The sequence below is a fragment of the Flindersiella endophytica genome (assembly GCF_054779015.1).
This window is the reverse complement of the sequence record NZ_BAAGYY010000036.1, coordinates 46,923-65,991: the sequence shown is the minus strand read 5'-3', so window position 1 is coordinate 65,991 and position 19,069 is coordinate 46,923. Positions and strand designations below refer to the sequence as shown.

The window sequence follows — 19,069 nt, the reverse complement described above, 5'->3', positions numbered from 1 at the left end:
TCAGCTTTCCTCCTTGGCCGCCGCTGTCCTGGCCGCGGCCACAGCCGCCTGACCGAAGCTGATGCCGCCGTCGTTGGCGGGCACGGCCTCGTTGACGAACACGTCGAATCCCGCGTCCCGCAAGGCTTCTCGCAGCGCTCCTGTGAGCCTCCGGTTCTGGAACACGCCACCGGACAGGCAGACCGACCGCAGCCCCGACTCGCCCGCGGCCCGCTCGCACAGCGCGAGGGTCACCGCCACCACGCTGGCATGGAAGCCCGCGGCCAGCTGTGCGGCGGGCACGCCTTCGTTCGTTCCCGCCAGCACGGCACGCAACGTCGGCGTCGGGTCGTACACCCACAGGTCGCCCGAGCGGATCAACCGCCACGGCAACTCGCGCCATCCGCCAGGGTCCACCACGGACTCGAGCAGAATGGCGGCCTCAGCTTCGTACGAGGCGTTCTCGCACAACCCGAGCAGGGCGCCGACCGCATCGAAGAGCCGGCCGGCGCTGGACGCCTGCGGGCTGTTGAAGCCACGCTCGACCATCCGCCGCACGACCTCGACCTCCCGGCCGGGAAGCCGGTCGGTGAACGAGTGCACCAGTTCCGGGTCGGCCCCGTCGGAGCCGAGCCGCTCGCCGCCGAGCAGGTAGCCCAGCGCCATCCGCGCGGGCCGGCGTACGGCCGCCTCGCCGCCTGGCAACGGTGCGCGTCCGAACCTGGCGAACCTCTGGTACGACACCAGGTCGGCCAGCAGGATCTCACCGCCCCACAACGTGCCGTCGTCCCCGAGACCGAGACCGTCGTAGGCGACGCCGATGAACTTCCCGGTGATGCCGTGCTCGGCCGCACAGGACGCCACGTGCGCGTGGTGGTGCTGCACGGCGATCCGCCGGGACGCGGGCCAGCGCATGGCGTACTGGGTCGACAGGTAGCCGGGATGCAGGTCGTGCGCGACGACCTCCGGCGAGATCCCGGTCAGCCTGGAAAGGTGCCCGAGACCGTTCTCGAACGCCTCCTGGGTGACCTGGTCGGACAGGTCTCCGACGTGCGAGCTCAGCACGACCCGTTCGCCGGTGGCGAGCGCGAACGTGTTCTTGAGCTGCGCGCCGACCGCCAGCAGCGGCCGCTTCGCCGCGACGGGCAGCCGCAACGGTGCCGGCGCGAGCCCGCGGGCCCGGCGCAGCACCGCCGGCCGTCCGGCCACCACGTGGGTCACGGAGTCGTCATAGCGCGCCCGGATCTCCCTGTCGTGCAGGAGAAAACCGTCTGCCAGCGGCCGCAGCCGGTCGAGCGCGTCGTCGTCGGCGATCGCGATCGGCTCGTCCGAACGGTTCCCGCTGGTCACCACGAGGGGACGATCCAGGTCGCGCAGGAGCAGCTGATGCAGTGGCGTGTACGGAAGGAAGAGCCCCAGGCGATCCGTGCCGGGGTGGATGCCTTCCGCCAGTGCCGTGCCGCTGCGGGCCTCGGCCAGCACGATCGGGCGGGCGGTGGACAGCAGGAGCTCGCGTTCCGGCGGAACCAGCCGGGCCAGGCGGTCGGCGGCTTCCAGGTCGGCCACCATGACAGCCAACGGCTTACGTGGCCGGTGCTTGCGCCATCGCAGCGTCTCGACCGAAGCTGACGCCGTTGCGTCGCACACCAGCTGGTAGCCACCGAGCCCTTTCAGCGCGAGGATTCCTCCGGATCCGACCAGCTCGACCGCCGCTGCGAGCGCGGCCTCACCGAAGCAGTCCGGCGACAGGGGCGACTGGGGACGCGGCGACGGCGGCAACCAGGCCAGCCGTGGGCCACAAGCCGGACACGCGATCGGCTCGGCGTGGAACCGCCGGTTTCCCGGATCGGCGTACTCGGCGGCACAGGCGGTGCACATCTCGAACGCGGCCATCGTGGTGCTCGACCGGTCGTACGGCAGCGCGTCGATGATCGTCGCCCGCGGGCCGCAGTTCGTGCAGTTGACGAACGGATAGCGGAACCGCCGGTCGGCCGGATCGAACAGCTCTCGCAGGCAGTCGGCACAGGTTGCCAGGTCGGGCGGGAACTCGCCGGACGGCCCGGCCCGGCCAACGCTGTGAATGACCCGGAACCCGCTGCCAGGGCGGGGTAGTCCCCGCTCGGCCGGCGCGGGCCGCGAGACGTGGATGGCGCGAACCGACGCGTGTGGCGGCGCCTCGAGCGGAAGCCGTTCGAGCAACGCCGCCAGTGCGCGCAGGTCCCCTGCCGCGTCGATCACGACGTGTCCACTGACGTTCTGGACCCATCCGTCCAGTCCGAGCGCGGTCGCCAGCCGGTAGACGTACGGCCGGAATCCCACGCCCTGCACGACTCCGTGCACCTCCAGGCGGTGCACGGACCGGCTACTCGCTCGCCTCGGCATCGCCGCTACCCCGCACCACCGCGACCGAGCAGTGGCTGTGATGCAGCAGTCCCTGGGACACCGATCCGAGCAGCAACCCCGCGATCCCACCGTGGCCGCGGGTGCCGACCACGACGAGGTTGGCATTCTTGGACTGTGCGGTGAGAACGGCCGCCGGGCGGCCCTCTATGACGAGCGTCTTGGCGGAGACCGTGGGATTCTTTTCCTGGTACAACGCCACCTTCTCGGTCAGCTCCCGCTGACGGATCCCCCGCAGGCTGTCGGCCTTCTCCTGGGTCCAGGCCGCCGGGTCGACTGCCTCGACGGGCTGCCAGGCGTACACCACGTCCAGCGTCCATCCGCGCGAGGCAGCCTCCTCGAACGCGAGCGCCAGCGCCTGCTCGGACCGGGCCGATCCGTCCGTGCCCACGACGATCCGTCCCTCGCCTGGCGACACCTCGCCGCCCCGTACGACGATCACCGGGCAGCTGGCGTGCGCGGCGACCGCCGAACTGACGGAGCCGAGCAGGATCGAAGCCACCGTGCCCCTGGACCGGGAACCGACCACGACCAGCTCCGCGTTCTCCGACTCCTCGACCAGGACCGTCGCCGGACGCGTCGACGTCAGCACGCCCTCCACGCGTTCGGCGCCCAGCCGATCCCTTACGAACGCGATGGCCTCCTGGTACACACCCCGGATGGTCTCCGGTGGTTCCTCGGCTACCGGAGGAGGCGTCTCGGTCATCCACGCCGCCGGTCGTTCGAAGGCCGTGACGATCCGGACCGGCAGGCTACGCCGGGCGGCTTCGTCCGTAGCCCATCGCAATGCGAGCTGACCGCCTGGGCTGTCGTCCACGCCAACGACAACCGAACGTCGCTTGGCCGCACTCATGGGATCCTCCCTTGATTTGTTCGGTCTCCCTCCCACCGTCTCGCCTGGTCCGCTGCCGTGGCAGCGCCGGAAGGCCCCTGTGGCCGGTGCCGCCCGGCCCGGTTCGGCCCGGCGGAGATCCGGCCGATCGGCCCGTTTGACCGGCGGAGAGATCCCGGAAACGGCAGACCTCGGACCGCAGGCACAGCCTGGCGTTCCGGGAGACGCTGAACGAATGGAGAGCCCAACGAGTACCCAAGCGGTGGTCGTCGGCGTCGACGACAACCCACCGGCGCAGGTAGCGCTCAGATGGGCGGTCCAGGAGGCCAGGCTGCACGATCTGCCCCTCCGCCTGGTCACGGTGGACCGTCAGCCCGGCCAAGGATCGGGCAGCTCACTCGGGGAGATGCTCGACGCCGCCGCCGGCTACGCCTCCGAACGCCTGCCGGCCGGAAGGGTCGAGGCCAGGCGCGTGGCCGGGCAACCCGCCGAGGTCCTGCTCAGCGAGTCGCTGGATGCCGGGATGCTCGTGGTCGGCTCACGTTCGCTGTCCACGATCGCTTCCATGGCGCTGGGCTCCGTCAGCTCGGCGGTGGCGGCGCACGCGGCTTGCCCGGTCGTTGTCGTGCGGGCCGGCAAGTCGACAGCGCTGCACAACGTGGTCGTCGGCGTCGACGGATCGGACTCCAGCGTGCAGGCACTCGCCTTCGCGTTCGAGGAAGCGGCGCTGCGCGGGCTCTCCGTCTGCGTGTCACACGTGTGGAGGCCGAACCGGCAGGCCGACCCTGATATCTGGACCAGCGAGCGGGAGAACGTCGAACGCGAGCACCGGCGTAGCTGGCTGCGGCAGTACGTGGCGCCCTACGCCGCGAAGTATCCCGGCGTACCCGTCACCGTGCTGGTGTCCGACGGCCGCGCCGCGACCGTGCTCGCCCACCAGTCGGTGACGGCGGACCTGGTCGTCGTCGGCTCCCGAGGCCACGGCGGCCTGGCCCGGCTGCTGCTCGGTTCGGTCAGCCAGGGCGTCCTGCACCACGCCCAGTGCTCCGTCGCCGTCATCCGCGACGGAGTGCTGCCGGAACCGCGGCCACCCTCTTCCGGCGAGGAGATGTACCAGAGATGAACGACCCACCTGCGCTCTTGCACGGGGTCCGGCCCGCGCAGGCCGGCCTGGTCCTGCTCGGGCGGCCCACCTGCGGCCAGATCGCCGGCACCCTCGTCGACCTGGCACTCCGCGACGTACTGCGCGTGGAGCAGCTGTCGAACGGCGCGTCGGCCGACTGGCTGCTCACCCTGCACGGACAGCCAGCCGATCTCGTGGCGTACGAGGAAGTCCTGCTGAAAACGCTCTTCGGCCACGGCGACCGGCTGTGGTTCGCGACGTTCAACTGCACCCACACCGACCGGATGCATCACGTAGCCAGTGCGTTGCGGCAGGACGCCGTACGCTCCGGCTGGCGGAGCCGCTGGCGAAAGGGCGCGCTGACCAGACGAGGAGAGCGGCTCCGGACGGAGATCAAGGCGTTCCGGCGTACCCTCCGCGACGACGGCCTCCCCGCCGACACGGAGTCGTTGCGCCGGCAGCTCCCCTACGCCGTGGTGTTCGGGCTGATCACCCGGCCGGAACAGGTGCCGCCGCTGTTCCACACGCTGGTCACGTTCGCGCTGACCTGGAACTCCAACTGCGAGAACATGCCGGGATGGCGGACACCGCTCGGCACGCTGGAGCCGTCGAGCTCGTACTCCGAGCACCACGCTCCAATGCCACCCATGGGTGGTGGGGACCTCGGGGGCATCTGGGGCGGTGTGTGAGCTCCTACGGCCGGCTCACACCTCGTGAAGCTGGTCCCTGACCCAGGCCAGCCGTTCGGTGTTCCATTCGATCGCGGGGTCGGGCTCGAGGAAGCCGAACGCGATGCTGGCCGCCACCAGCGCGGGCAGCGACCAGTCGGCCGCTTCAGCCGCGCCGAACGGCCTGGCCCGGAGGCGTTCGGTCGCGATGGCCGGAGTCGACAGCGCCATCAGGACCTTGCCGCGCAACGTCGCGCTGGCCGCGACAGCGAGCGTCTCGAACGTGGCGCCGAGCTCCGGCCGCAGCCGGTAGCCGAGGATGCCGGCCATCAGTTCGTGCGCCTTCGCGATCCGGGCGATGAAGTCCTGCTCCGACGCCACCAGCGCGGCCCGCACCTCCGTACGGAGGGCCTCGTCGGCGAGGCTCACGAACGTCGCGTGCAAGGCGAGGTACGTGCGCCATTCGGTCGATGCTCGCATCGCCTCGAAGTCGCCCAGCGCCGCCTGCCGGTACAGCTCCAGCGCGAGCTCGTGCCGGCCCTCGGGAGTCAGCATCGTGTCGAGACGTTCCAGGACGATGCGCCTGATCCCCGTCAACGCCTGCGACTCGTTCACGACCGCGGCCGGAGCGGCGGCTTTGGCCAGCTCCTTCAGCAGGTCGCTGAAGAACAGGTCCTTGTACGGCCAGCGCCGGTAGACCGCACTGCGTGCCACACCGGCCTCGTGGATCACCTCCTCGAAGCTGATGTGTTCCAGGCTCACCGTCAGCCCCACGCGATGGACCATGTCGACCGCGGTGCGAAGCATCCGCCGCTCGGTCTCCTGGTCCGGCAGCCGGCGGCGACGCCGGGCGACACCGGTGGGAGGGAGGTCCGCGCTGGACAAGCGGCAGAACCTCGCCAAGCTGGCCGACCTCGCACCCGGCCGGCCCACGACGGTCAAGGGTGCGGCCTGTTCGATGGTCGTCACCCGTACCGGCGACCAGACCGCGGTCGCGTTCAGCTCGGCCTGCCCGCACAAGGGCGTGGTCGTCACCCCGGACGGCGAGCGGCTGCGCTGCCCCGCCCACGGCGCCCTGTTCAACGCCACAACCGGAGCCGTCGAACGCGGCCCCGCCGAACAGGGTCTGTCCAAGGTCGAGGTCGAAGTCGTCGGCGGCAAGGTCCGAACGGTGGCCAAAGCCGCCACGCGGTAGCAGCAGCGTGTCGCGGGCTGCCGGTGCTGCCCGCGACACGCTCCTGCGTGATGAGTCAGTCCTCTTCCGGCTCCATCACGATCGCGCCGCACGGGCACTCGGCTACGCAGATGCCGCAGCCCTTGCAGTAGTCGAGATCGATCGTGTAGCGCTCGCCGTCCCCCAGCTTGATGACCGCGTTGTCCGGGCAGACGCCGTAGCAGTTGTCGCACTCGAAGCAGTTTCCGCACGAGAGGCACCGGCGAGCTTCGAACAACGCGTTCGCCTCGTCCAGTCCGCCGACCACCTCGTCGAACGTGGTGATGCGGCGCGCGGCCTCCAACTGCGGCCGGACGGTCGCCGGCGCGTCGGAGTAGTACCAGGTGTTCAGGCCCTCGAACGCGGCCAGGGCGTGCCGTGGCGGCTTGCGATACTCGGCTTCGCGCAGCCAGGCGTCGATGTGGCGCGCGGCCTTCTTGCCGTGGCCGATCGCGATCGTCACCGTACGTTCGGACGGCACCATGTCGCCGCCGGCGAAGATGCCGGGGTGGCCGGTCATCAGGTTGTCACCGACCTGGACGACGCCCTTGACCACCTCGACACCCGAGACGTTCCCCAGCAGGGACAGGTCGGCCTCCTGGCCGAGCGCGAGCACCAGGGAGTCGGCCTCCAGCTCCTCGAACTCGCCCGTGGGCTGCGGGAATCCGCTCTCGTCCAAGCTCATCTTCTCGATCACGAGCTTGCCCGCGTCGGCATGGGCGACGGTCGAGAGCCACTTCATCCGGATGCCTTCGTCGAGTGCTTCCTCGACCTCGGAGTCGTGGGCAGGCATCCGTTCCCTGGTCCGGCGGTAGACCACGACGGCGTCCGCAGCGCCGAGGCGCCTGGCGGTGCGCGCCGCGTCCATCGCTGTGTTCCCGCCGCCGTAGACGGCCACCCGCCTGCCGAGCAACGGAGGCTGCTCGCCTTCCATACTCCGCAGCAACGTCACCGCGTCGACGATGCGCGCGGAGTCGCCGGCCGGAATATAGGCTCGCCGTCCGATGTGGGCGCCGACCGCTAGGAAGACGGCGTCGAAGCCGCCGTCCGCCATGGCGGCTTCCGCGTTGTCCACCGGACAGTTCAGCTCCAGCGTGATCCCCATGTCGAGGATGCGACTCACTTCCGCGTCGAGCACCTCACGCGGCAGCCGGTACTTCGGGATGCCGAAGCGCATCATGCCACCAGCCGCGGGGCCGGCCTCGCGGATCGTGACCGCGTGACCGAGCAGCCGGAGGTGGTACGCCGCGGACAGGCCGGACGGTCCGGCACCCACCACGAGCACATGCTTGCCCGACGATTCCACCCCGACTGGTACGGTCCAGCCGTTCCGGATCGCCTCGTCGCCAAGGAAACGCTCGACCGAGTTGATGCCAACGACGTCGTCCAGCTGGGCACGGTTGCACACGCCCTCGCACGGCCGATAACAGACCCGGCCCATGATCGCGGGCATCGGATTGTCCAGCATCAGTTCACGCCACGCCGCCTCGTAGTCGCCGGCCTCGGCGTGATACAGCCACTGCTGGATGTTCTCGCCGGCCGGGCAGGCCCGGTTGCACGGCGGCAGCAGGTCGACGTACACCGGCCGTTCGGTACGCCAGGCGCCCGTCTTGTTCGCGAGGCTCGAACCCACGTCGAGCGTGATAGCGAAAGGCTTCTCCTTCACGACTGTCCCTCCGACTCCTCCAGCAGGCCGTAGCGTTCGATGTTGCGGTCAGCCATCGCCTGGATCCGCCCCACCACGTCCGGGCGTGGGTTGGCACCGAAGAGATGCGCGAAACGCTTCTGTAGCTTCAGATACTCCTCGACCGGTGCGCGCCGGCGGATCTTCGAGACGCTGACGACCTCGCCGTGCTCGGCCTCGAAGACGGGGAACAGCCCGGTCTCCTTCGCCAGCCGCGCGATCCGGATCGTGTCGCACGACTCCGAGCCCCAGCCGAGGGGGCAGGGCACCAGTACGTGGAGATACCGCGCGCCGCGAACGGCCATCGCCCGTTCGACCTTGTATTCCAGGTCGCGGAGCTCCGCCACGGTCGCGGTCGCGACGTAGGGGATCTCGTGGGCCATCGCGATCCGGGGCACGTCCTTGCCCTGTCCGAAGACGTTGCCGGGCTCGTCCCCCACCGCCTGCGTGGTCGCGGTCCGCGCGGCAGGTGGTGTGGCGCCCGAACGCTGCACACCGGTGTTCATGTAGGCCTCGTTGTCGTAACAGATGTAGAGCACGTCGTCGTTGCGCTCGAACATCCCCGACAGGCAGGCGAAGCCGATGTCGACAGTGCCTCCGTCGCCGCCCTGGGCGACCACGCGCACGTCGTCGCGGCGCTTGGCCTTCAGCGCGGCCGCGACCCCACTCGCCACGGCCGGCGCGTTGCCGAACAGCGAGTGGAGCCACGGGAGCCGCCACGACGTCTCGGGATACGGCGTCGAGAACACCTCGAGGCAACCTGTGGCATTGACCACCAGGAGCTGCCGCCCGGTCGCACGCATCGCCGCGTCGAGTGCGTAGCGCGCGCCCAGTGCCTCACCACAGCCCTGACAGGCCCGGTGCCCAGACGTCAGTGCGTTCGTACGTTCGGTGTCGGCCTGCACCGACCGCTGGTCCGGGTCCAGCAGCCGGTTGCCGACCGCGAAGCTTCCGGTCTGGTAGAACTTGATCCGCTGCACGGGCATGGCAGACTCCCTCATCCGATCCGCGTGCTGGTCGCGCCGAGATCGCGCAGGAGGTTCTCCGCGGTCGGCCCGCTGCGGCGGGTGGCCTTGATCCTCGCGCGTTCGCGCTCGATCAGGTCGTTGTCGAGGTCCAGGAACGTCAACGCCTGCAGGCGGCCTGCCACGGCGTCGAGCAGCATCCGGCGCAGCGACGCCTTGGTGACGGGGCGCCCACCCAGGCCCGCGACGACCGTATGGCCGTGTAGGTGCCCGTGCTCGCCGGTCCGCACCGACAGCGCCATGCGTACGTCCGAGGTGACGACTCCACCCAGCCCGGGCGCGAAGGCACGCTCGAGTACGACGACGCGGGAGGCCCGGGCGAGCACGTCGCGGATCGCGTTGGCGGGGAACGGCCGGTAGGTCGTGATCCCGGCGACGCCTAGCTTCAGCCCGTCACCGCGCAGCTCGTCGACCGCGTCCTTGAGCGTGCCCAGCACCGATCCCATCGCGATCACGATCGTCTCGGCGTCCTCGGTGCGATAGGTCGAGACCAACCCGCTCGAGGACCGGGTGAACACCCGTCCGAAGTCGTCCGCCAGGTCCGGGATCAGGTCGAGCGCCTCCAACTGCCGCAGATGCGAGAGGTAACGCACCTCGGTGAACGCCTCCGGCCCGACCATGGCGCCGATAGAGATCGGCTCGGCGGGGTCGAGAACCTGCCGCGGCTCGTAGCCCGGAAGATAGGTGTCAACCTGTGCCTGTTCGGGGATCTCGATCCGTTCGACGGCGTGCGTGAGCACGAAGCCGTCCATGCAGACCATCACCGGCAGCGACAGCTCCTCCGCGAGCCGGAACGCCTGGATGTGCAGGTCCACAGCGTCCTGGTTGCTCTCGGCATAGAGCTGGATCCAGCCCGAGTCGCGCTGCGACATCGAGTCGCTCTGGTCGTTCCAGATGTTGATGGGCGCACCGATCGCGCGGTTCGCCACGGTCATCACGATCGGAAGTCCGAGACCGGCGGCGTTGTAGACCGCCTCGACCATGTACAGCAGGCCCTGGCTGGCCGTGGCGGTGTACGAACGGGCACCCGCCGCGGACGCGCCGATGGCCACGGACATGGCCGCGAACTCCGACTCCACGTTGACGAACTCACATCGTGCGAGCGAGCCCGACTTCACCAGCGCGCTGAGCGCCTCGACGATGTGCGTCTGCGGCGAGATCGGGTACGCGCAGATGACTTCGGGCCGGCACATCGCAACGGTCTCGGCGACTGCCCTGGAGCCCTCAATCTGCTTGTACATGAGCCAACTCCGACTTCAGGTCGTGGATCAGCTGGAACGCCTCGGCGGCAGCCGCGGCGTTTCGTTCCGCCAGCGGTCCCGCGAACCGTTCGTGGATGGCCTTGGTCACCGACTCCAGCGTGATCAGCCCGCTGAGCGCCGCGAACCCGCCCAGGAGCACCGCGTTCGGGACGGGACGGCCCAGATGCGCCATCGCCAGCTGGGTCGCCGGAACCGTCGTCAGCCGGTCCGCGCGAAACCGGCGGACGTACTCCCCCAGGCCGAGCTCTTCGAAGCTGCGTGGCGAGTTGAGCAGGAGATATCCGTTTGCCGCCAGCCCGTCGAAGACGTCGACCTGGTGCATCAACGTGGCGTCCTGCACGATCAGCGCATCGGGTTCGGTGATCGGTTCGTGTGTACGGATGGGCACGTCCGCGATCCGGCAGAACGCGACGACGGGTGCGCCCGTTCGCTCCGATCCGAAGCTCGGAAAGGCCTGCGCGTGCTTGCCCTCGAGGAAGGCCGCCACCGATAGCAGCTCGGCGGCGGTCACCACGCCCTGGCCGCCACGGCCATGTATCCGGATCTGGAACATCGTCGGCCTACCTCCTCAGAAGCTCAGCCTCATCGTGCCGCGACTACCAGGCGAGCCCCAGTGCCCAACGGCCCGACAGCCACCGTCCGCAAGGCCGTGGGCCGATCGGAGCCAAGTGCCGTTGCCATGGGGTACGGCCGCCCCTGCCGGCCGCTCCGGCAACCCGCTTAGCGTGTTCGTAACCGCTGTCGACACATCGAGCTCGGTCACCTGTGGAGGTGGGATCCGTGTGGGTACTCCGGCGCCTGACCTGGGGACGGAACCCGATGTGCCGTCCCGGCGACCGCCTCGAATGGGCCGCCGCGCTGACGATCGTCCTGCTCTCGCTCCTCGCGGTCCCGGTCTCGGCGGCTGTCGGAACCGCGACCCAGACCCGGCACGAGCTGGCCGCACTCGAGCAGCAGGCCAACGGCCTACGCGCCACCGCGGTGCTGCTCGAAGACGTACCCAAGCAGCAGATCGGCCCGACCGGCTTCGTCGAACCACAGCCCGCCGTCAAGGCGACCTGGACGCAGCCGGACGGAACGCCGCGAACAGCTCCGATCACCGCGACACCGGGTGCCAAGGCCGGGGACCGTGTGGTCGTCTGGCTGAACGAGTCGGGCGCTCCCACCCAGCCGCCGATGCGGCCCGGCGACATCGCGCTGTCCGCGGTCCTGACCGCCGTGTTCGTCCTGGTGATGGTCGAGGTGTGCCTCTGCCTGGCCTACGCGCTGATCCGGGCCCTGCTCGATCGGGCCCGGATGGCGCAGTGGCATGACGAGTGGGAGCGGGTCGAACCCGCCTGGCGCCGCCGAGGGGAGCTCTGGCCATGAACGCAGTGAGGCCCAGGCACACCGAGAGCAGACGACTTCCGGGCGGGCGGCGCATGATGTCCGCGGCGATGCGGCTCGGACGGCGACGACCTGTCGTGCACGGGCTGCTCCAGGTCGACGTCACCGAAGCCCGGCGCCTGCTCCGCGCGCACGATCCCAGGCTGTCGTTTACTGCCTACGTGGTCGCCTGCGTGGCGAGGGCAGCGGCTGCCCACCCCGAGGTACACGCGTACAAGGACAAGCGCGGCCGGCTGGCGACGCCCAGCTACGTCGACGTCGGCATCCTGCTCGAGACCTCGGCCCCGACGGGTCCCGTGCCGGTCGGGCATCTCCTCCACGATGCCGACGTTCGCCAGGTGGCCGACCTGAGCGCCGAGATCCGTTTCGTACAAGCGGACTCGGCCAGGATCAGCGGAGCACGGAAGTTCTGGCAGGCCGACGCGCTGGCGCGGATCCCCGGTGTCGTGCCGCTCTTCTCCCGGCTGATCCGCGGCACGCGGCGTCTGCACGCCGTGACCGGAACAGTGGGCGTGAGCTCGATCGGCATGTTCGGACGCGGTGGTGGCCTCGCGATCGGCATCCCCACCGTGCACACGGTCGCCGTCACCGTCGGAGGCATGAGCGAACGGCCATGGGTCGTGGACGGCACGATTCAGGTGAGGACCGTCCTGGACCTGACGATCAGCGTCGACCACGATCTGGTCGACGGCGCGCCGGCGGCGAGGTTCGCCGCGTCGTTGCGCGAGCTGCTCGAGAGCGCCAAGCTGCTCTGATCGAGCCGGGTCGAACTGCCGCCGAGCGAGAGGCTCGTCGGCACTGCACCGGAGCCCGAACACGGAGGAGGCTGGAGTCGGAGCCTCGGAAAGAAAGGTGGAGGACGAAGATGACCGTCCTGTCGCTGGTTCTACTCGCCGTTGCCCTGGTCTTGGTAGGGCTGGCCGCCTGGGCCGCGAGCAGAACCACGTCGCGCCGGCACGGTGCGGGCGAGATCCCAGCGGAGAACGAACTCCAGCACATGCTCGCCGAGCACGAGATCACAGCTGACGAGCTCAGGGCCCGCAGCGCCGATGCCCTCCAGGTCCGCGAGCGTGTTCCCCGCTTGGTGCCCTGACGACTCCCAGCTTGGTCGACCAGCAGGTCGTCAGCCGTCGAGCAGAAAATCCGAGATCGGCCGGCGCGGTGTCGGCTTCACGGCCGGGCCGTACCCGAACCGGAGAATCGACTGCGGTTCCGACCAGCCCGCCACCGGGTCGCGGATCAGCCAGCGCAGGCTGCGATGCTCGAGCGCTCCGGTGAGCGGCGACACCGCGACGCCGAGCGTCGTCGCGGTCAGCCAGATCCGCTGCAAGGCCATGCCGGCCTGGATCCGGTCGTCCGGACCGTCGGCCCGGGTCGTGAGCACGGCGATGGCGGGATCGTGCTCGTACTCGCCGATGTCCTGGTGCTCGCCCGCGCCGGTCAGGAAGTCGCGGACAGGGGCGCCCGGCTCGGAGGGGCGCAGGGGCAGCGACTCCGACGGAATCCCTTCGATGTCGCGTTCACCGCCGATCCACCGGCTGCGTTCGGAGATCCGGAGCGGGTCGTACGCATCCTCGAGCTCGGCATCCGACGCCAGCCGCAGCAGCCACTTGACCCGGGAACGATCCCGAACCCATTCCAGTTCGGCGCCTTCGGAACGAGCGGCCGCGCGGAGGTCGGCTCGCACCTGCTCGGCCAGCCTGACGTCGGCGTACGGCATGCGGTTGGTTCTCCGCAGCGGGATCGACGGGTACAGGGCGGCGAGCGCGGCCGTGTCCTCTGTCAGCGCCTGCTCCAGGGACAGCCGGGCGACCAACGTCGGCAGCGTGGAGTCTGGGAAGGTCCGCACGGACACGCCGTAGCCGGCGTACGCCGCGGCGACCCGCAGGTTGAGGCACACCGCGCCGTGGGAGATCAGCACCGCTCGACCCTCGGGATCCTCGATCGGCAGCTCGCGGCTCAGATCGCGGTACACCTCGACCTCGGAGCCCTGAACGTGGAACAACCATGGCTGGGTGTTGTGCATCGACGGCGCGCTGATCGCGGCGCGAAGCAACGTCGCTTCCAGCTCCTCGCCGTGCAGTTGGAGGATCATCCTGACTCACTCCCTCCTGCCGTCGGGTCGCACAACGGCGACACTGCAGTGCGCGTGGTGGAGCAGGCCCTGGCTGACCGAGCCGAGCAGCAGGCCGGCAACCCCACCGTGCCCCCTGGTGCCGACAACGATCAGCCGCGCCGTCCGCGACTGCCCGTACAACACGGTGTTCGGACGGCCCTCGATGACGTACGTCGTGGCGTCCACCGCGGGGTACTTCGCGAGGTACGGCTCGATGCGTTCCCTGAGGTTCTTACGCCGGGCGGCGCGTCCGGCCTCCGCCTTCTCCAACGTCCAGGTGGCGGGGTCGAGCGCCTCGACCGGCTGCCACGCGTAGACGACGTCCAGTTTCCATCCATGCAGCGCGGCCACCTCGAACCCGAACTCCAGCGCGAGCTCCGACCGCTCGGAACCGTCGGCACCGACCACCACGCGATCCTGCGGGTCGGTGCCGCGGACGTTCCGCACCACGACGACCGGGCACTTGGCGTGGGCGGCCACCGCACAGCTCACCGAGCCGAGGACGACCGACGCCATCGTGGACCTGCACCTGGACCCGACGACGAGGAGCTCGGCGCCGACCGACTCCCGGACCAGCACTTCGGCGGGCCGCGCGGAGACCGGGGAGCTCCCGGTGACCCGATCGGCGCCCAGTCGATCGCGTACGAACGCGACGGCCTCGTCGAACACCCGGCGGGCCTCGTCTGGCGACTCGAAGTAGACCGGAGCGTTCGCGTTCAACGACGCGACCGGCCACTCGTAGGCGGTCACCACGTGCACCGGGAGCTCACGGCGAGCCGCCTCGTCGGTCGCCCAGCGCAGGGCGAGCTGGCTCTCGGGACCGGTGTCCACGCCTACGACGATCGCGGAGGAATTCGGGGTTCTCATGGTGGGCTCCTTGCCGTCGGTACCTCCACGGTCTCGCTGACGGGCCGGAACTGAGCACCAGCAGAGGTCACCCACCGCTGGAGGAGCACGGCCCTCGTTTGGCCAGGGCCGGTCTGACAACCGGCCCTGGAGACCGAGGCCATCGGCCCAGCCGACGCGGTCACCATGGGCAGGGACAGGTCCTGACCTCAGGCACTCCAACCCGGCCTTTCCGCGCAATAGCGTCACAGGTGTGAACAAGAAGAGATTGCTGGTACTCGGCGCCGGGACGGCCGGCACGATGGTGGCGAACAGGCTCCGCAAGCGTCTCAGCCCTCGCCGCTGGCACATCACGGTCATCGACCAGGACGACCGGCATCTCTACCAGCCGGGCTTCCTGTTCATTCCGTTCGGGTACTACCGGCCGGAAGAGGTGTCCAAGCCGCGCCGGCGATATCTCCACCCTGGAGTGGAGCTGGTGCTGGGAGAGATCGACCGGGTCGACACCGAGCAGTGCAAGGTGATCCTCGCCGACGACAGTCGTCTCGGCTACGACTACCTCGTGATCGCCACCGGAACGCACCCGCGTCCCGACCAGACGCCGGGGATGCTGGGGACGGAGTGGCGCAGGAGCGTCCACGAGTTCTACAGCTTCGAGGGCGCCGTCGCGCTCCACGACGCGCTGGCCGCCTTCGACCACGGGCGCCTGGTCGTTCATGTCACGGAGATGCCGATCAAGTGCCCGGTCGCGCCACTGGAGTTCGCGTTCCTGGCCGAGGCATACCTGCGCGACCGCGGACTGCGCGACCGGACCGAGATCGTGTACGTCACGCCGCTGTCGGGTGCCTTCACCAAGCCGATCGCCTCCGCGCGGTTGGGCGACATGCTCGACGAGCGCAAGATCGAGGTCGAGCCCGACTTCGTGGTGGAGCGCATCGACGCCGACGGCAAACGCCTGGTCTCCTACGACGAGCGGGAGATTCCGTTCGACCTCCTGGTCACCGTGCCACTCAACATGGGTGCGGAATACGTCGCCCGTTCTGGACTCGGCGACGAGCTGAACTACGTACCGGTCGATCGGCACACGTTCCTGTCCAAGGCGCACGCGAACATCTTCGCCATCGGCGACGCCAACGACATCCCCGCGTCCAAGGCCGGTTCCGTCGCACACTTCTCCGTCGAGGTCTTCACCGAGAACTTCCTGCGGCACGTCCAAGGGCAGCCCATGACCGCCAGCTTCGACGGCCACGCGAACTGCTTCGTCGAGTCCGGTCACGGCAAGGCGCTGCTCATCGACTTCAACTACGACGTCGAGCCCCTGCCCGGAACGTATCCGCTGCCCGGACTCGGGCCGTTCAGGCTGCTGCGCGAGTCCACGTTGAACCACTGGGGAAAGCTGGCGTTCCGCTGGCTCTACTGGAACGTTCTCCTTCCCGGCCGGCCGATCCCGTTGCCGGCGAAGCTGTCCCTCAAAGGCAAAGAGCAAGGCAAGGAGCGCTGACATGCCGACCACGACGATCGAGGGCCATCAGATCCACGTCGACGACGAGGGCTTCCTCACGGAGTACGACGAATGGAGCGAGGCACTCGCCGAGCAGCTGGCCGCCCGGATCGACATCAAACTGACCGAAGACCACTGGAAGGCGATCCGCTTCCTGCGCGACGACTTCCGCACCCAGGGCGAGACCGCCACCCTTCGCAGGGTTTCGGTGGTCGGTGGCGTACCCACGAAGCAGCTCTTCCAGCTGTTCCCCAAGAAGCCGGCCAAGAAGCTCGCGTACATCGCGGGACTGCCCAAGCCTCGCGGCTGTGTGTAGCGCGACAGACCTGACGAAGGAGAAGACGATGACCACCGATTTCGCGGGCGAAACCGCGCTCGTGCCTGACTTCGGCGACGACACCGACCAGACGACCGGCCGCAAGCTCGCCATCATCTGTTCCAAGGGCAACCTCGACATGGCCTACCCCGGCCTCGTGCTCGCCAACGCCGCACTCGGCGAAGGCATCGAAACCCATCTGTTCTTCACGTTCTGGGGTTTCGACATGATCACCAAGTCGAGGATGGGCGAGCTCAAGTTCACCATGCTCGGCAACACGGCCACGCACATGCCGCAAGGACTCGGGGGTCTGCCCGGTATGACGGCGATGGCCACACACATGATGAAGAAGCAGATCTCCGACATCGGAGTGCCGGAGGTTCCGGAGTTCCTCGAGCAGATCGTCGCATCAGGTGGGCACCTGTGGGCCTGCCGGATGTCGGCGGACATGATGCACCTCGACGAGTCCGACCTCTACGAGGAGGTCGAAGGCATCATCAGCGCGACCGACTTCATCGAGAAGACCGCGGGAGCCCAGCTCCTCTTCATCTGACCGGCGTGGCTCCCGGCCGCCTCACGTGATCTCCGAGACCGGCACGCGTCCACGAGCGACGCTCGGGTCGCGCATCGCGAGGAGCGGCACGTTCAGGCCGTACGTCACGAAGGAACCTTCCGGGATGATCTCGACGATCGAAGCGGTCGTCCGCCGCTCTTCGGGCAGCAGGCTCGCCAGCTCGCCGAGGCGGGCGAGGGCCTCCGCGGAACCGGCATGGTGCACGAACGCCCTGCCGTGGAAGCTGATGGCGGCGGGGTGGGATCGGCAACAGGAGAGCCAGGATCCCACCTCGGCGTACAGGCACGGTCACCGCGACCCGGCCGGTCGCGGCAATGTGCCTCGCCTTCCAGCTGTCCGTCGCGACGGCGACGTACAGCCGCCTTCCGGCCGCGCGGTAGACCACAGCGCTGGATCGTGGTTCGCCCGCGGGCGTGACATGGCTGACGATCGCGAACGACGCCTTGGCGATCGCGCGCCAGACCTGCGCGCTCGTCAGTTCGGGAAGCGCTCGCAGACCAATCTTCGCCGACATGGCCTACCTCCTCGATGGTGCTGGTCACGATGGTTCAGCTTCACAGTCTCACGACGGTCGCAGCCGGCACATGAGTCATGCGGCCCAACCGCGGTTCCTTCGATGGGACCGGGGTGACCAGGACGATGGGCACTCGTTCCGTGCAACCGCCACGAGCAGCCTTGAGGTGAGCTCACAGGTAGGGAGTAGCTATGGGTCCTACAGTCTCGGTCCTGACGGCAGCATCGACGCAAGAACTCGTTGCCGCCGCACTCGCGGCGCCATCCATGCACAACACGCAGCCCTGGCAGTTCGCCATGCTGCCGGACGACCGGTTGCGCATCTACGCCGACCAGAACCGGTTGTTGCCGATCAGCGACCCCGGTGGGCGAGCGCTGTACATCGCCACGGGCGCGGCCGTCCACAACATCTGTCTGGCGGCCCGCCGGCTCGGTTACTCGACGGAGGTCTCGCCGCTGCCCGAGCCGGGCGACTCTTCCGTGCTGGCCGACATCCGGCTGATCCCCGACCGCGATGTGTCCTTCGCTTACGCCGATGCCGTGCTGTACCACGCGATCACGCGCCGGCACACCAACCGGTTCCCCTTCCGTAAGGCGCCGATTCCCGCGAAGGTCATGCGGCAGCTGGAGGAGTCCGCCACCGCCGTGAACGGTGTCTCGCTCAAGTCGCTGAGTGCGGCCGAGGCAGAGGCAGCACTGGCGCTGGTCCGGCAGGCCAACCGTGTCCTGGAGTCCGATCCCCTTTACGTGGCCGAGTTGACCTATTGGACCCGCCGCCACGACGCCCGAGCCGACGGCGTCCCGGTCTCGGCATTCGGGCGCCGGCCGGAGCAGGGAACGCTGCCGATGCGCGACTTCGCACTGGGAACGCCTGGAGCGGCGGTCTGGACCGCGCCGTTCGAGTCCGAGCCGCGGCTGCTCGTCGTCGCTACTGACGGCGATCTGCCGGCCGACTGGCTGCACGCCGGGGAAGCCCTGCAACGGACGCTGCTCGTGGCGACGATCTGCCGGCTGAGCGTGTCGTACTTCTACCAGCCGTTCCAAGTCGACGTCCTGCGCTCCCGGATGAGGCACGCGGCCGGCGTCGCTGGGTATCCGCAACTGCTGTTCCGGCTCGGCTATGGGCGCCTGGTGAACGGACCGCCGCGCAGGCAGCCTACCGAGGCGATGCGGCAGTGACTCCCCTTACCCGCGGCGACCGGAGACGGCCCGCACCTCGTCACGACAGCACAGACAACAGTGAGGACACCATGAGAGCAGCAGTCGTCAGAGCCTTCAGGGAACCCCTGCACCTCGAGGACGTTCCCCTCCCCTCTCCTGGTCCGGGCCAGTTGCTCGTCCGGATCGAGGCCTCCGGCCTCTGCCACACCGACATCCACGCCGCTCACGGTGACTGGCCCGTCAAGCCGAAGCTGCCGCTGGTGCCCGGCCACGAGGGCGTGGGCGTCGTCGAGTCCGTTGGCACGGGCACGCCGGAACGCCTGCTCGGCAAGCGAGTGGCGATCCCCTGGCTCGCCACCTCGTGCGGTCGCTGCCGGTACTGCCTCACCGGCTGGGAGACGTTGTGCGAGAGCCAGCTCAACACCGGTTACTCGGTGGATGGTTCCTATGCCGAGTACGCCGTCGCCTAT

The 19,069-nt window shown here is 69.2% G+C and carries 21 protein-coding genes; 11 read left to right on the top strand and 10 right to left on the bottom strand.

The genetic code is table 11. The features are described from left to right. Together hypF and ACYVF6_RS38715 are read right to left on the bottom strand one after the other, a co-directional pair. A complete protein-coding gene (gene hypF / locus ACYVF6_RS38720) occupies positions 1 to 2,334 on the bottom strand; it encodes a carbamoyltransferase HypF (RefSeq protein WP_460529220.1) in 2,334 nt (777 codons plus the stop codon). A gap of 7 nt (positions 2,335 to 2,341) precedes the next feature. Further along, positions 2,342 to 3,232: a universal stress protein gene (locus ACYVF6_RS38715; protein ID WP_460529217.1), complete on the bottom strand. Its 891-nt coding sequence runs from the start codon at positions 3,230 to 3,232 to the stop codon at positions 2,342 to 2,344. A 214-nt stretch (positions 3,233 to 3,446) separates the two neighbouring features. On the opposite strand from ACYVF6_RS38715, the gene ACYVF6_RS38710 reads away from it, so the two are divergent. Continuing rightward, a complete protein-coding gene (locus tag ACYVF6_RS38710; RefSeq protein WP_460529214.1) occupies positions 3,447 to 4,334 on the top strand; it encodes a universal stress protein in 888 nt (295 codons plus the stop codon). After that, positions 4,331 to 5,023: a DUF2207 domain-containing protein gene (locus ACYVF6_RS38705; RefSeq protein WP_460529211.1), complete on the top strand. Its 693-nt coding sequence runs from the start codon at positions 4,331 to 4,333 to the stop codon at positions 5,021 to 5,023. The genes ACYVF6_RS38710 and ACYVF6_RS38705 overlap by 4 nt, the downstream gene beginning before the upstream one ends. A gap of 15 nt (positions 5,024 to 5,038) precedes the next feature. Here ACYVF6_RS38705 and ACYVF6_RS38700 read toward each other — a convergent pair whose 3' ends face one another. Further along, entirely contained in the window at positions 5,039 to 5,887 is an 849-nt protein-coding gene (locus tag ACYVF6_RS38700) for a hypothetical protein (protein ID WP_460529208.1), read from the bottom strand. On the opposite strand from ACYVF6_RS38700, the gene ACYVF6_RS38695 reads away from it, so the two are divergent. Beyond that, positions 5,862 to 6,197: a Rieske (2Fe-2S) protein gene (locus ACYVF6_RS38695; RefSeq protein ID WP_460529205.1), complete on the top strand. Its 336-nt coding sequence runs from the start codon at positions 5,862 to 5,864 to the stop codon at positions 6,195 to 6,197. The two genes, ACYVF6_RS38700 and ACYVF6_RS38695, sit on opposite strands and share 26 nt — an antisense overlap. 55 nt (positions 6,198 to 6,252) lie before the next feature. On the opposite strand, the gene ACYVF6_RS38690 is transcribed toward ACYVF6_RS38695, so the two are convergent. The 4 genes from ACYVF6_RS38690 to ACYVF6_RS38675 are packed head-to-tail and all read right to left on the bottom strand — an operon-like array spanning position 6,253 to position 10,739. Further along, entirely contained in the window at positions 6,253 to 7,881 is a 1,629-nt protein-coding gene (locus ACYVF6_RS38690; RefSeq protein WP_460529202.1) for an NAD(P)-binding protein, read from the bottom strand. After that, positions 7,878 to 8,885, bottom strand: a complete 1,008-nt coding sequence (locus ACYVF6_RS38685) for a thiamine pyrophosphate-dependent enzyme (RefSeq protein ID WP_460529199.1) — start codon at positions 8,883 to 8,885, stop codon at positions 7,878 to 7,880. The genes ACYVF6_RS38690 and ACYVF6_RS38685 overlap by 4 nt, the downstream gene beginning before the upstream one ends. 11 nt (positions 8,886 to 8,896) lie before the next feature. Continuing rightward, positions 8,897 to 10,165, bottom strand: coding sequence for a transketolase C-terminal domain-containing protein (locus tag ACYVF6_RS38680; protein ID WP_460529196.1), 1,269 nt, complete (start codon positions 10,163 to 10,165; stop codon positions 8,897 to 8,899). Continuing rightward, on the bottom strand, positions 10,149 to 10,739 hold the full coding sequence (locus tag ACYVF6_RS38675; RefSeq protein WP_460529193.1) for a 2-oxoacid:acceptor oxidoreductase family protein: 591 nt from the start codon (positions 10,737 to 10,739) through the stop codon (positions 10,149 to 10,151). The genes ACYVF6_RS38680 and ACYVF6_RS38675 overlap by 17 nt, the downstream gene beginning before the upstream one ends. Before the next feature lie 227 nt (positions 10,740 to 10,966). On the opposite strand from ACYVF6_RS38675, the gene ACYVF6_RS38670 reads away from it, so the two are divergent. The 3 genes from ACYVF6_RS38670 (at position 10,967) to ACYVF6_RS38660 (ending at position 12,665) form a co-directional block, all read left to right on the top strand. Then, positions 10,967 to 11,554, top strand: a complete 588-nt coding sequence (locus ACYVF6_RS38670; protein WP_460529190.1) for an Rv1733c family protein — start codon at positions 10,967 to 10,969, stop codon at positions 11,552 to 11,554. Continuing rightward, a complete protein-coding gene (locus tag ACYVF6_RS38665) occupies positions 11,551 to 12,327 on the top strand; it encodes a 2-oxo acid dehydrogenase subunit E2 (protein ID WP_460529187.1) in 777 nt (258 codons plus the stop codon). Before ACYVF6_RS38670 ends, ACYVF6_RS38665 begins: the two co-directional genes overlap by 4 nt. A gap of 110 nt (positions 12,328 to 12,437) precedes the next feature. Then, entirely contained in the window at positions 12,438 to 12,665 is a 228-nt protein-coding gene (locus ACYVF6_RS38660; RefSeq protein ID WP_460529184.1) for a hypothetical protein, read from the top strand. 30 nt (positions 12,666 to 12,695) lie between these two features. On the opposite strand, the gene ACYVF6_RS38655 is transcribed toward ACYVF6_RS38660, so the two are convergent. Both ACYVF6_RS38655 and ACYVF6_RS38650 read right to left on the bottom strand, forming a co-directional pair. Then, positions 12,696 to 13,667 carry an Acg family FMN-binding oxidoreductase gene (locus ACYVF6_RS38655; protein ID WP_460529181.1) on the bottom strand — a complete coding sequence of 324 codons (972 nt, stop codon included), beginning with the start codon at positions 13,665 to 13,667 and terminating at the stop codon, positions 12,696 to 12,698. 6 nt (positions 13,668 to 13,673) lie between these two features. Next, complete coding sequence (locus ACYVF6_RS38650) at positions 13,674 to 14,555, bottom strand: universal stress protein (RefSeq protein ID WP_460529178.1); 882 nt, start codon at positions 14,553 to 14,555, stop codon at positions 13,674 to 13,676. A 232-nt stretch (positions 14,556 to 14,787) separates the two neighbouring features. On the opposite strand from ACYVF6_RS38650, the gene sqr reads away from it, so the two are divergent. From sqr to ACYVF6_RS38635, 3 genes are read left to right on the top strand one after another with little or no spacing between them, the layout of a single operon-like run. Beyond that, positions 14,788 to 16,035, top strand: a complete 1,248-nt coding sequence (gene sqr / locus ACYVF6_RS38645; RefSeq protein WP_460529175.1) for a type III sulfide quinone reductase, selenoprotein subtype — start codon at positions 14,788 to 14,790, stop codon at positions 16,033 to 16,035. Position 16,036: 1 nt separating this feature from the next. Continuing rightward, the gene (locus ACYVF6_RS38640) at positions 16,037 to 16,351 is read left to right on the top strand and encodes a TusE/DsrC/DsvC family sulfur relay protein (protein WP_460529171.1); all 315 of its coding nucleotides are present in this window, start codon (positions 16,037 to 16,039) and stop codon (positions 16,349 to 16,351) included. Positions 16,352 to 16,379: 28 nt separating this feature from the next. Beyond that, positions 16,380 to 16,904, top strand: a complete 525-nt coding sequence (locus ACYVF6_RS38635) for a DsrE/DsrF/DrsH-like family protein (protein WP_460529168.1) — start codon at positions 16,380 to 16,382, stop codon at positions 16,902 to 16,904. Between the two features lie 21 nt (positions 16,905 to 16,925). On the opposite strand, the gene ACYVF6_RS38630 is transcribed toward ACYVF6_RS38635, so the two are convergent. Continuing rightward, positions 16,926 to 17,129 (bottom strand): hypothetical protein, encoded by a 204-nt coding sequence (locus ACYVF6_RS38630; RefSeq protein WP_460529165.1) that lies wholly within the window; start codon positions 17,127 to 17,129, stop codon positions 16,926 to 16,928. 501 nt (positions 17,130 to 17,630) lie between these two features. Between ACYVF6_RS38630 and ACYVF6_RS38625 the strand changes: the two genes are divergently transcribed. Both ACYVF6_RS38625 and ACYVF6_RS38620 read left to right on the top strand, forming a co-directional pair. Further along, complete coding sequence (locus ACYVF6_RS38625; RefSeq protein ID WP_460529162.1) at positions 17,631 to 18,617, top strand: nitroreductase family protein; 987 nt, start codon at positions 17,631 to 17,633, stop codon at positions 18,615 to 18,617. 71 nt (positions 18,618 to 18,688) lie between these two features. Then, positions 18,689 to 19,069: alcohol dehydrogenase catalytic domain-containing protein (locus ACYVF6_RS38620; RefSeq protein WP_460529159.1), on the top strand; the 381-nt coding region annotated here is incomplete at its 3' end.

What these genes read in the sequence shown, in the direction of transcription:
- ACYVF6_RS38705 (WP_460529211.1), top strand. Translation starts at nt 4,331, where the DNA reads ATGAACGACCCACCTGCGCTCTTGCACGGGGTCCGGCCCGCGCAGGCC.
- ACYVF6_RS38625 (WP_460529162.1), top strand. Translation starts at nt 17,631, where the DNA reads ATGGGTCCTACAGTCTCGGTCCTGACGGCAGCATCGACGCAAGAACTC.
- ACYVF6_RS38715 (WP_460529217.1), bottom strand. Translation starts at nt 3,232, where the DNA reads ATGAGTGCGGCCAAGCGACGTTCGGTTGTCGTTGGCGTGGACGACAGC.
- ACYVF6_RS38710 (WP_460529214.1), top strand. Translation starts at nt 3,447, where the DNA reads ATGGAGAGCCCAACGAGTACCCAAGCGGTGGTCGTCGGCGTCGACGAC.
- ACYVF6_RS38675 (WP_460529193.1), bottom strand. Translation starts at nt 10,739, where the DNA reads ATGTTCCAGATCCGGATACATGGCCGTGGCGGCCAGGGCGTGGTGACC.
- ACYVF6_RS38635 (WP_460529168.1), top strand. Translation starts at nt 16,380, where the DNA reads ATGACCACCGATTTCGCGGGCGAAACCGCGCTCGTGCCTGACTTCGGC.
- ACYVF6_RS38650 (WP_460529178.1), bottom strand. Translation starts at nt 14,555, where the DNA reads ATGAGAACCCCGAATTCCTCCGCGATCGTCGTAGGCGTGGACACCGGT.
- ACYVF6_RS38680 (WP_460529196.1), bottom strand. Translation starts at nt 10,165, where the DNA reads ATGTACAAGCAGATTGAGGGCTCCAGGGCAGTCGCCGAGACCGTTGCG.
- ACYVF6_RS38660 (WP_460529184.1), top strand. Translation starts at nt 12,438, where the DNA reads ATGACCGTCCTGTCGCTGGTTCTACTCGCCGTTGCCCTGGTCTTGGTA.
- ACYVF6_RS38640 (WP_460529171.1), top strand. Translation starts at nt 16,037, where the DNA reads ATGCCGACCACGACGATCGAGGGCCATCAGATCCACGTCGACGACGAG.
- ACYVF6_RS38665 (WP_460529187.1), top strand. Translation starts at nt 11,551, where the DNA reads ATGAACGCAGTGAGGCCCAGGCACACCGAGAGCAGACGACTTCCGGGC.
- ACYVF6_RS38655 (WP_460529181.1), bottom strand. Translation starts at nt 13,667, where the DNA reads ATGATCCTCCAACTGCACGGCGAGGAGCTGGAAGCGACGTTGCTTCGC.
- ACYVF6_RS38685 (WP_460529199.1), bottom strand. Translation starts at nt 8,885, where the DNA reads ATGCCCGTGCAGCGGATCAAGTTCTACCAGACCGGAAGCTTCGCGGTC.